The organism is Rhodovulum sp. PH10 (assembly GCF_000293785.1).
Lineage (GTDB): Bacteria > Pseudomonadota > Alphaproteobacteria > Rhizobiales > Xanthobacteraceae > Rhodoplanes.
The window spans coordinates 1-10,547 of the sequence record NZ_AKZI01000196.1; the positions used below are offsets into that span (position 1 = coordinate 1).

At 68.9% G+C, this 10,547-nt stretch carries 9 protein-coding genes; 4 read left to right on the forward strand and 5 right to left on the reverse strand.

Annotated features, from left to right (window positions below):
• Positions 1-138: 138 nt before the first annotated feature.
• The 4 genes from hpnJ to A33M_RS21175 form a co-directional block, all read right to left on the reverse strand.
• Positions 139-1,572, reverse strand: coding sequence for a hopanoid biosynthesis associated radical SAM protein HpnJ (gene hpnJ / locus A33M_RS21160; RefSeq protein ID WP_008391793.1), 1,434 nt, complete (start codon positions 1,570-1,572; stop codon positions 139-141).
• Complete coding sequence (gene hpnI / locus A33M_RS21165; RefSeq protein WP_008391795.1) at positions 1,569-2,726, reverse strand: bacteriohopanetetrol glucosamine biosynthesis glycosyltransferase HpnI; 1,158 nt, start codon at positions 2,724-2,726, stop codon at positions 1,569-1,571. The genes hpnJ and hpnI overlap by 4 nt, the downstream gene beginning before the upstream one ends.
• On the reverse strand, positions 2,723-3,781 hold the full coding sequence (locus A33M_RS21170; RefSeq protein WP_008391797.1) for a lysylphosphatidylglycerol synthase domain-containing protein: 1,059 nt from the start codon (positions 3,779-3,781) through the stop codon (positions 2,723-2,725). The genes hpnI and A33M_RS21170 overlap by 4 nt, the downstream gene beginning before the upstream one ends.
• A 139-nt stretch (positions 3,782-3,920) precedes the next feature.
• The gene (locus A33M_RS21175; protein ID WP_008391798.1) at positions 3,921-4,793 is read right to left on the reverse strand and encodes a MipA/OmpV family protein; all 873 of its coding nucleotides are present in this window, start codon (positions 4,791-4,793) and stop codon (positions 3,921-3,923) included.
• 431 nt (positions 4,794-5,224) lie between these two features.
• Between A33M_RS21175 and A33M_RS21180 the strand changes: the two genes are divergently transcribed.
• Positions 5,225-5,836 carry a L,D-transpeptidase gene (locus A33M_RS21180; RefSeq protein ID WP_008391800.1) on the forward strand — a complete coding sequence of 204 codons (612 nt, stop codon included), beginning with the start codon at positions 5,225-5,227 and terminating at the stop codon, positions 5,834-5,836.
• A 252-nt stretch (positions 5,837-6,088) separates the two neighbouring features.
• On the opposite strand, the gene A33M_RS21190 is transcribed toward A33M_RS21180, so the two are convergent.
• Complete coding sequence (locus A33M_RS21190) at positions 6,089-6,496, reverse strand: gamma-butyrobetaine hydroxylase-like domain-containing protein (RefSeq protein WP_008391803.1); 408 nt, start codon at positions 6,494-6,496, stop codon at positions 6,089-6,091.
• A 183-nt stretch (positions 6,497-6,679) separates the two neighbouring features.
• On the opposite strand from A33M_RS21190, the gene moaA reads away from it, so the two are divergent.
• From moaA to A33M_RS21205, 3 genes are all read left to right on the forward strand, one after another.
• Positions 6,680-7,789: a GTP 3',8-cyclase MoaA gene (moaA, locus tag A33M_RS21195; protein ID WP_008391805.1), complete on the forward strand. Its 1,110-nt coding sequence runs from the start codon at positions 6,680-6,682 to the stop codon at positions 7,787-7,789.
• A gap of 271 nt (positions 7,790-8,060) precedes the next feature.
• The gene (locus A33M_RS21200; RefSeq protein ID WP_008391806.1) at positions 8,061-8,798 is read left to right on the forward strand and encodes a TRAP transporter small permease subunit; all 738 of its coding nucleotides are present in this window, start codon (positions 8,061-8,063) and stop codon (positions 8,796-8,798) included.
• The gene (locus A33M_RS21205; RefSeq protein ID WP_008391807.1) at positions 8,795-10,441 is read left to right on the forward strand and encodes a TRAP transporter large permease; all 1,647 of its coding nucleotides are present in this window, start codon (positions 8,795-8,797) and stop codon (positions 10,439-10,441) included. The genes A33M_RS21200 and A33M_RS21205 overlap by 4 nt, the downstream gene beginning before the upstream one ends.
• The last annotated feature ends 106 nt before the right edge of the window (positions 10,442-10,547 follow it).

A 10,547-nucleotide genomic window follows, 5' to 3' on the forward strand; every position in this document is an offset into this window, starting at 1 on the left:
CGCTCGTCGCCCAGAACAAACGCCGGGAATGGAGGAGAAGCCCCTCACCCGGAGTCCTCGCATCCGCTCGGACTCCGACCTCTCCCCGCACGCGGGGAGAGGTGAAGACGCCGCCGACCGATCAGATCGACGAGGCGATCAGCACGCCTGCGCTTCCTTGCGCTCGCGCAGGAAGCGGAAGAACTCCACGCCCTCGCGCAGCCGGCGCTTCATCATCTGCGGGCTGGTGATCATCTCCGACACGATGGAGGCGATCTTCGGCGCCCGCAGATAGAAGCGGCGATAGAAATCCTCGACCGAGTTGAACATCTCGGTGTGCGAGAGATGCGGATAGCTCATCGCCGCCGCCTGCACGCCGTGCTCGGACACGAGGTCCATGTTCTCGTCGAGCAGCCAGCCGTTCTTGAGCGCCTGATCGTAGAGGAACGTGCCGGGATAGGGTGCGGCGAGCGACACCTGAATCGTGTGCGGATTGATCTCGGTGGCGAAGCGGATCGTCTCCTCGATCGTCTCCTTGGTCTCGCCCGGCAGGCCGAGGACGAAGGTACCGTGGATCTGGATGCCGAGGTCGTGGCAGTCCTTGGTGAACTTCCTCACCACGTCGATCCGCATGCCCTTCTTGATGTTGTGCAGGATCTGCTGATTGCCGGACTCGTAGCCAACCACCACCAGCCGCAAGCCGTTGTCGCGCATCACCTTCAGCGTCTCGCGCGGCACGTTGCCCTTGGCGTTGCACGACCACATGATGCCGAGCTTGCCGATCTCGCGGGCGAGCTCCTCCACCCGCGCGGTGTTGTCGGTCAAGGTGTCGTCGTCGAAGAAGAACTCCTTCACCTGCGGGAACGCCTTCACCGCCCAGCGCAGCTCGTCCATCACGTGGCCGACGCTGCGGACGCGATAGCGGTGCCCGCCGATCGTCTGCGGCCACAGGCAGAAGGTGCAGTGCGACTTGCAACCCCGGCCCGTGTAGAACGACAGATAGGGGTGGCGCAGATAGCCGGAGAAGTAGTTCTCGATCACCAGATCGCGCTGATAGACCGGGCTCACGAACGGCAGCGCGTCCATGTCCTCGAGCAGCGCACGGTGCTCGTTGTCGACGATTGAGCCGTTGCGGTCGCGCCAGGAAATGCCCTTCACCTCGGCGAGCGGGCGGCCCTCGGCGATCTCCTTCAGCGTGAAGTCGAACTCGTTGCTGGCGGCGAAGTCGACGGCGTTCGAGGCGGCGAGGCAGCCGCGCGCATCGACCATCGCCTTGGCGCCGACCAGGCCGACGATCAGCTTCGGGTTGGCCGCCTTGAAGGCTTCCGCGGTGCGGATGTCGGAGGAGAAGGAGGGCGTCGAGGTGTGCAGCACCACGAGGTCGCGCTTGCTCGCCTCCGGCAGCACGTCGTCGAGCCCGAGCTTGTGGGGCGGCGCGTCGATCAGCTTGGCGCCGTCGATCAGGGCGGCCGGCTGGGCGAGCCAGGTCGGATACCAGAACGAGCGGATCTCGCGCTTCGATTGATAGCGGGCGCCGGCGCCCCCGTCCCAGCCGTCGTAGGAGGGGCCCTGCATCAGGAGAGTTCGCATCATAGGTCCAATCGCCCTCGGGTGTCGGTTTCGGTGAAGGCGCCGTCCGCCTGCATGCGGTATCGCCGTTCCTTCCAGCTCACTCCGCGGCCGAGAAAGCTTCCCACGAACACCGCGAAGGTCAACAGATCGCGCAGCGGCACCAGCACCGCGCTCGACGTGCGCACGCCGACCAGCCGGCCGAGCCGCACCACGAGCCCTACACGGCACGCGATCGCGGCAAAGGCGAGGCCGAAGGCCGGCCGGCCGCCGCCATAGAGCGCGCCGAGAAGCGCGAGCGGCAGCGGATGGGTGACGAGCAGCCCGATGTGCCCGAGCGGGTCGAGGCTCATCACCGTGCGGGCCCAGCGCACCTCGTGGTGCCACAGGGCCTGGAGCGAATCCTCGTCGCAGCGATGCGCCACCACCGGTGGCGCCACCTCGACGAGCAAGCCTTGCGCGCGCACCGCGGCGCCGAGCGCGTAGTCGTCGGCCAGCGTGTCGGAGAAGCGCTCGAAGCCGCCGAGCGCCGCCAGCGTCTCGCGGCGCAGCGCGATCAGCGAGCCGAAGCACGGCCGCGCCCGCCCGAGCAGAAGCCCGACGATCGCGTTCGGCAGGAAGTGCGCGGTGATGCCGAGGCCGGCGAGATCGGACCACACGCCGGTCGCGCCCTCCCCGGTATAGAGGCAGGTGACCGCACCGACATTCGGCCGCGACAGCGCCGCCACCACTTGCGCGATGTCGCCGGGGCGCAAGCGGATGTCGCTGTCGGACAGCACGATCACGTCGTGGCGGATCGCCGGCGCCATGTTGATCAGGTTGGAGATCTTCAGGTTCGCCCCGTGCACCACCGGGTCGACGACCAGCTCGAGCGGCCATTCCGGGTGCTCGGCCACGAGCCGCTCGACCACCGCAATCGCCGGATCGCGGGTGGCGGCGACCCCGCACACCACCTGGAGCGGCGCCGGATAATCCTGCCGGCACACCGAGGCGAGGTTTTCGTAAAGCCCGGGATCGGCACCGCACAGGGGTTTGAGCACCGTCACCGAGGGCGGGTCCTTCGGCAGCACCGGCACCGGCCGGCCCAGCCACTGCCCGGCGGCGAGCGTCGCGACGACGAGATACGCACATCCGGCGAGCGCCAGGAGCAGCATCACCGCCATCAGCGCGTCGATCATGGCGCGGCGTGCCCCGGCGGCGCCGCGGCGACGACCCCGGCCGCCGGGGCATCGGATGCGGAACCCGGCGCGGCGGCGGTGCGGCGGCCGCGCCAGCGACGGCCCTCCATCCACTGCCAGATCGCCAGGCCCGGCACGCCGGTGGCGAGATCGGCGACGCGCTTGACCAGCGACAGCGCGATCGCCTGGTCGGGCGGGATGCCGAACACCGCGCACAGCGCGACGAGCCCCGCCTCCTGCGCGCCGAGCGCGCCGGGAATGGCGAACGCCGCCCCGCGAATCGCGTGCATCAAGCTCTCGATCACCAAAGCCTCGGCGAGGCTCACCGGGTGCCCCATGAAGTAGAACGCGACGAAAACCTCGCCGATGCCGGTCAGCCAGTCGAGATAATGCAGCGCGACGCTCGCCCCCATGCGGGAGCGGCTCGCATGCAGCGCCGAGAGATCGACGAACAGCCGCTCGGCCTTTTCCGCGAGCGTCTTTGCCCAGGCGCCCCGGAAGCGCCCGAGCAGGCCGACCACCACCGCCCGGCCGCCGCGGCGCTGCGCGAGCCAGAAGCCGACCAGCATCGGCATGGCGAGCAGAAGGCCACCGCCGGCGATCCAGGCGAGCGTCGGGTCGACCCCGAGCGCGACCAGCACGACGAGGCCGGTCAGCGCGAACAAGGCTTGCGTGACCGCGAGCACCAGCACGTCGACGATCACGCTCGCGGTCGCGAGCGGTCCCGGCACGCCGCAAAAGGTGAGAAGACGCGCGCCGATCAAATCGCCGCCGACCTGGCCGAGCGGCAGCAGCGCGTTGGCGCCCTCGCGCACGAAGCGCAGCGACAGGCAGGTGGTCAGCCGCGGGCGCTCTTTCGGCGGAAACAGCACCCACCAGCCGACCGCGGCGATGCTGGCGGTGCCGGCGCGCACCAGCACGACCAGGAGAACGCCGATGCCGATGCCGGCGATCGCCGCCCGCACCGGCTCGAGCCCGGACCACACGGTGAGCCCGATCAGCAGAGCGAGCCCGATCGTCAGCCCGAGAAGGCCGGTGGTCCTGATGATCCGCATCGCCCCGCGTCGCGCACGGCCGTCCCGGCTCTCGCGACCGCTCCCCCGAAAACGACGACACCCCGCCCGGCGGGGTGCGTCCCGTTGATATCCGTGAGCCGGAGCTGCCGGTGGGAAGAACCCGCCGGCCCGGCCGCTCTCACCAGAACTGCTGGATGGTGAAGGCCTGGGTGAAGCCGACGCCGACCGTGATCTGATCCTCCGAGCCGCGATAGGTGACGAGCGGCGAATCGGCCACGTCGTCCATCAAATGCGCGTACTCGACATAGACGTGGGTCGCGAAGGTGGGCGTCCAGAAGTAGCGCGCCTGCGCGCCGGCGCCGACCGAGCGCACCCCGCCGCCGGCGTCGTAAGTCGGCAGGCCGGAGATGAAGGAGTGCCACGGATCGATGCTGAAATAGGGATCGTTCGCCTTGGCGGTGGCGAGCTGCACGCGCGGGCCGCCCGACAAGGTGAGCTGCGGGGTGACCGGCACCACGACGTCGCCGGTGATGTCCGCGACCACGCCGCTGTGGCCGCCGATGCCCTGGCGCACCTCGGCGCGGGTGCGCAGCCAGGGGGTCCACCAATACTGCACGTAGCCGCCGAGCTCGACCGTCCAGCCGACGTCACCGAGGCCGTACAGCGCGTGCGAGTCCGATTCCTTGCGCGAGGAGACCAGCTTGCCGACCGGGCCGAGCTCGAAGCCGCCGAGGTCGATCACCGCGAAGCTGATATTGTCGTTCGGAGACCGGAACTTCTCCGGCGTCCCGGCCCGGCGGAAGCTGAAGATCGGCGCCGGCCGCACGGTGAAGTCGTCCGAGCCCAAAAACTCCGGCTCGACCATCCCCTCGACGCCGAGGGTGACGACCCAGGCCGGCGCTGCGACCGGGGCCTTGTAGGCGCCGTAATTGCCGGGGTAGGCACCGAGATCGGCCGCACCCGCCACGCCCGCCGACAGCACGGTGCCGAGCGCCAGCCCGGCCACCGAGGCGGCGATCTTCGCCGCGCCGAAACGCTTCTGTTCGCTCACTGTCCCCACTCCCCCCGGCGTGCCGTGGGCTCGCCGTCCCCTCTCGTGCCCGGTTTCGACCCCGGCGCGAGATTCTGTGAATTGTCGTCACACTACACTGCGGTCGACTGCTTCGCAAAACCGGCCGCCGATCCGCCTCCGACCCCAGGATCGGGCAAATTCTTTAACGGTTCCATCACGTTCGGCCGCTCGCGCGGGATTTTGGGGTGCTGCGGTACCGGGCTTTCGGCAACGATCGCCCGTCGCCTGTGGCGAGGCCGTCACACTCGTCGAAAAAGGCGGTTCGCAGGCACTTTCGGGGCGTCGTCGCCTTGTTCTCGTCGCCTCCCGCCGCGCACCCTTGCGCGGTCGGGCCATCGTGACGGCGTCCGCTCTGCCGGACGCACGGCGCTGCAGTGGTTCGGAGAAACGCGGTCTCGAGGAGGAAATCGATGCGGAAGACGGGTGTGATCGAGACGGGGGCGATCATGGCGGCGCTCGCGCTGGTGGTCGGCACGGCGACGGTCGCGACGGCGGAGAACTTCGATCCCGAAGGCCGCTTCGTGAACGGAATCTACGGCGCCCAGAGCAGCTACGGCACGCATTTTTCACCCGGCTATTCGCGCATCCCGCGCACCACCGTGTCGTTCGACGGCGCCTATGCGCCCGGCACCATCATCGTCAACACCGGCGAGCGGCGGCTCTATCTCGTCACCGCACCGGGCCAGGCGATCCGCTACGGCATCGGCGTCGGCCGCGACGGCTTCCGCTGGGCCGGCGTCACCGCGGTCTCCGCCAAGAAGGAGTGGCCGACCTGGACGCCGCCCGCCCAGATGCGTCGCCGCCAGCCCGGCCTGCCGGCGATGATGAAGGGCGGCATCGACAACCCGCTCGGCGCCCGCGCGCTCTATCTCGGCTCGTCGCTCTACCGCATCCACGGCTCGAACGAGCCGGAGACGATCGGCCAGGCGGTGTCGTCCGGCTGCTTCCGGATGACCAACGACGACGTGATCGACCTTTACGAGCGGGTGCGGGTCGGCGCCAAGGTGGTGGTGCTGAGATAGGCTGCGGGCTCCCCCGGCGCCGGCGCCGTGCCTCGGCGCCTGCCCACCCTCTCCTCGAAGGAGCGGCGAGAGGGTCGGGCCGCGGGGCGGTTTGGACGAAGCGGATGCGCCCCCCTCACCCGGAGCCCTCGCTAGCGCTCGGGCTCCGACCTCTCCCCGCTGGCGGGGAGAGGTGAAGAGAGGCCGGCGCGGCACCCGGGCGCCATCGCCCCAGCCCCCGAGGCATCGGCGCGGCACCGCGAAGGTGCAAAACTACCGGCGCTTCGGCGGGTCGCGCGAAAGCCCGGCGGCCGAAAGCTCGGCCTCGTAGTCGGCCTGCCAGCGGGCGAGGTCGCGGCCGCAGTCCAAAAGATAGCCCCAGCCGAAGATGCCGCTGTCGTGCATATCGTCGAACACCAGCCGGACCGCGTAATTGCCGACCGGCTGGACCTCGAGGATCGTCACGTCGCGCTTGCCGGAGATCAGCTTGCGCTCTGCCGGCGAGTGGCCCTGGACTTCCGCACTCGGGCTGCGCACGCGAAGAATCTCGGCCGGCAGCTCGTAGGATTCGCCATTGTCGAAGGCCACCGCCAGCACCGAGCGGTCCTTGCGCAACCGCAGCTCGGTCGGCCACACTTTCGGAGCGGTGGCGGGGTTCGCGGGTGCGGATTGCTCGGTCATCGGCGGCCTCCGGGGAACCGGGACATGCCCTGCGGCATGCCGTACGGGCGCCCGGGCACGGCAAAAACCGATCTCCTCGGGAGCAAAGTCAAGCATTATATCGTTCAGGGTTCGAAGCCTGCACGGGCGGCGGCGCCGGCACAGCGCCCTGTCCCAACCGAAAAAACGTCCGAGGAGACCCCCATGGACTTCGAGAGCCCGGCGTTCGAGCCTCGCCCTCCCGAGGCGGAAGCGGAGTCCTTCTTGCAGCCGGTGTGCTCGCACCGGCCGACGGCACGAGTGGCCGCGCCACGAGTGGCCGCGCCGCTGGTCGATCCGTTCGGACGTGCCATCAGCTATCTGCGGATCTCGGTCACCGACCGCTGCGATTTCCGCTGCGTCTACTGCATGTCGGAGCACATGACGTTCCTGCCGAAGGCCGACATCCTCAGCCTCGAAGAGCTCGACCGCGTGTGCTCGGCCTTCGTCGCGCGCGGCGTGCGCAAGCTGCGCGTCACCGGCGGCGAGCCGATGGTGCGACGCGGCATCATGGGGCTTTTCCGCTCGCTCTCGCGGCATCTCGCGACCGGCACCTTGGACGAGCTGACCCTCACCACCAACGGCTCGCAGCTCGCCAGACACGCCGCCGCGCTCGCCGATTGCGGGGTGCGCCGCATCAACGTCTCGCTCGACACGCTCGACCCCGACCGCTTCCGCACCATCACCCGGTGGGGTGAGCTCACCCGCGTGAAGGAGGGCATCGCGGCGGCGCAGCGCGCGGGGATCGTGGTGAAGATCAACACCGTCGCGCTGAAGGGCGTGAACGAGGACGAGATTGTCCGCCTGGTGCGCTGGGCACACGGCGAGGGCATGGATCTGACGCTGATCGAGGTGATGCCGCTCGGCGAGATCGACGGCATGCGGCTCGACCAGTATCTACCACTCTCGACCGTCCGCGCCCGGCTCGAGGATCGCTTCACACTGCAGGAGATCGACTACCGCACCGGCGGCCCGGCCCGCTACGTGCGGGTGGCGGAGACCGGCGGACGGCTCGGCTTCATCACGCCGCTCACCCACAATTTCTGTGAATCGTGCAACCGGGTGCGGCTCACCTGCACCGGCACGCTGTTCATGTGCCTCGGCCAGGAGGACGCCGCCGATCTGCGCGCGGCGGTGCGCGCCTCGGAAGCCGACGACGTGCTGCACGACACCATCGAGGCGGCGATCGCCCGGAAGCCGAAGGGCCACGACTTCGTCATCGACCGCAGGAACCGCCCCGCTCTGTCGCGGCACATGAGCGTGACGGGGGGATGAGCGCTGCGGGCGGCGGGCCGCCCGGCGAATAGCGAATAGCGAATAGAAAGACCGGCGCCATCCACTCGCCACTCGCCACTCGCCATTCCCTACTCGCCACTCCCCCTTCATCCAAACTATCGATTGACGCCCCTGCCGCCCGGCGGGTTATCCTGCCCTCGCGCCAGAGCACCGACACGAGGCCCGGCACAACCGGACCCGAGGCCCGTGGCGCACGAGGAAACGCGCCGGCGCCCGCCCGGGAACCGGACAGCCGCGAGGGCGAGGACGGGTGAACGCGCTGATCGCAGTGAGCCGCGCCATCGACGCGGTGAACGCCCGGCTCGGCAAGAGCCTGAGCTGGCTGATCGTGGTGGCGGTGCTGATATCCGCCGTCAACGCCCTCGTGAGAAAGTTCTTCGGCGTCTCCGCCAATGCCTGGCTCGAGCTGCAATGGGTGCTGTTCGGCGCGGTGTTTCTTCTGTGCTCGCCGTGGACGCTGCTCGCCAACGAGCACATCCGCATCGACATCGTGAACGCCCATTTCCCCCGCTGGCTGCGCAACACCATCGAGCTGGTCGGCCACACGCTGTTTCTGATCCCGCTGTGCGTGCTGATGCTGGTGACGAGCTGGCCGTTCTTCCTCGCCTCGGCGCCGAGCCGCGCGGACTTCGCCGGCGCCTTCTCGGCGTTTCCGGCGGTATTCGAGGCACCGGTCTCCGCCTGGCTCCCCAACCTCGCCGACTGGTGGCGGCTCTTTCTCGGGCTCGGCGAGCAGTCGTTCAATGCCGGCGGGCTGCCGCAGTGGCCCGCGAAATTCCTGGTGTTCGCCGGCTTCGCGGTGCTGCTGGTGCAGGCGATCTCCGAGCTGATCAAGCGCATCGCCGTCGTGCTCGGAAGACTCCCCGATCCGCACGACGGCAAGGCCGGCCACGCCGCCTCGTCGTTCGCCGCCGACGCGGAAGAGTTCATGGCCGGCCGGCCGACGCCCGAGGAGGTCTCTCGCCGCGCCCGGAGCCGCGCATCATGATCGAGTTCTTCATCGCCAACATGGCGCCGATCATGTTCGCGTCGCTGGTGGTCTTTCTTCTGCTCGGCTATCCGGTCGCTTTCGCGCTCGCCGCCAACGGCCTGATGTTCGGCCTGATCGGTATCGAGCTCGGCCTGTTTCGCCCGGACTTCCTGCTGGCGATGCCCGAGCGCGTCTTCGGCGTGATGAACAACGAGACGCTACTGGCGATCCCGTTCTTCACCTTCATGGGGCTGATTCTCGAACGCTCCGGCATGGCCGAGGACTTGCTCGACACCATCGGCCAGCTGTTCGGCACGGTACGCGGCGGCCTCGCGCTCGCGGTGATCTTCGTCGGCGCGCTGCTCGCCGCCACCACCGGCGTGGTGGCCGCTTCCGTCATCTCGATGGGGCTGATCTCGCTGCCGATCATGCTGCGCTACGGCTACGACCGAAGGGTCGCCACCGGCGTGATCGCCGCCTCCGGCACGCTGGCGCAAATCATCCCGCCGTCGCTGGTGCTGATCATCATGGCCGACCAGCTCGGCCGCTCGGTCGGCGACATGTACGAGGCGGCCTTCCTGCCCGGCCTGATGCTCACCGCACTCTATGCCGGCTACGTCTTCCTGGTGGCGATCGCCAAGCCGGACGCCGCGCCCGGCCTGCCGCCCGAGGCGGTCGGATTTCGCGAGCCGAGCGGCCGGCGCGGCATGACATCGCTCGCGATCCTCGCGGTGGCGAGCGGCGTCTTCGCCTGGGCCGTGATGCGCGGCTCGGACGCCCACGGCGCGGATTACGTGGTGCTGTCGCTGTTCTTCGCGATCCTGTTCGCGTTCGCGGTGGCGGTGGTGAACCGGGTGATCGACGCGCTGTTCGGCGTCCGGTTCCTCTCCGTCATCGCCCAGCAAGTCACCTTCGTGATGGTGCCGCCGCTGTTTCTCATCTTCCTCGTGCTCGGCACCATCTTCATCGGCCTCGCCACGCCGACCGAGGGCGGCGCGATGGGCGCGGTCGGCGCGCTGGCGCTGGCGCTGGTCAAGCGGCGGCTGTCGCTCGACCTCGTCCGCCAGGCGGCGCAGTCGACCGCCAAGCTGTCGGCCTTCGTGGTGTTCATCCTGATCGGCGCGCGGGTGTTTTCCCTCACCTTCTACGGCGTCGACGGCCACCGCTGGGTCGAGCATCTGCTCACCTCGCTGCCCGGCGGCGAGGTCGGCTTCCTGATCGTCGTCAACATCCTGGTCTTCGTGCTGGCGTTCTTCCTCGACTTCTTCGAGCTGTCCTTCATCATCATTCCGCTGCTCGCGCCGGTGGCCGACAAGCTCGGCATCGACCTGATCTGGTTCGGCGTAATTCTGGCGGTGAACATGCAGACCTCGTTCATGCACCCGCCGTTCGGCTTCGCGCTGTTCTATCTGCGCTCGGTGTCGCCGAAGGAGCCGTATCCGGACCGCCTGACGGGCAAGATCATGCAGCCGGTGACCACGGCGCAGATTTATTGGGGCGCGGTGCCGTTCGTGATCATCCAGATCATCGGCGTGGCGCTGGTGATCCTCTTCCCGCAGATGGTGATGCACTACAAGGACGCGCCGAAAATCGCACCCGCCGACGTCGAGTTCCGCATCCAGATGCCCGACATGCCGCCGCCTGCCCTCGATCTGCGGTGAGGCGGGAGGGCGCATCCATCACGTCTCGAGCGAATCCGGACCTCACCTCTCCCCGCCTGCGGGGCTACGGCATTCACGGATTTGATTTGGCTCGGCTCGGATCCGT

Bases quoted from the DNA above. Each gene is read 5' to 3' on its own strand.
- hpnJ (WP_008391793.1), bottom strand. From the start codon at position 1,572: ATGATGCGAACTCTCCTGATGCAGGGCCCCTCCTACGACGGCTGGGAC.
- hpnI (WP_008391795.1), bottom strand. From the start codon at position 2,726: ATGATCGACGCGCTGATGGCGGTGATGCTGCTCCTGGCGCTCGCCGGA.
- A33M_RS21170 (WP_008391797.1), bottom strand. From the start codon at position 3,781: ATGCGGATCATCAGGACCACCGGCCTTCTCGGGCTGACGATCGGGCTC.
- A33M_RS21180 (WP_008391800.1), top strand. From the start codon at position 5,225: ATGCGGAAGACGGGTGTGATCGAGACGGGGGCGATCATGGCGGCGCTC.
- A33M_RS21190 (WP_008391803.1), bottom strand. From the start codon at position 6,496: ATGACCGAGCAATCCGCACCCGCGAACCCCGCCACCGCTCCGAAAGTG.
- moaA (WP_008391805.1), top strand. From the start codon at position 6,680: ATGGACTTCGAGAGCCCGGCGTTCGAGCCTCGCCCTCCCGAGGCGGAA.
- A33M_RS21205 (WP_008391807.1), top strand. From the start codon at position 8,795: ATGATCGAGTTCTTCATCGCCAACATGGCGCCGATCATGTTCGCGTCG.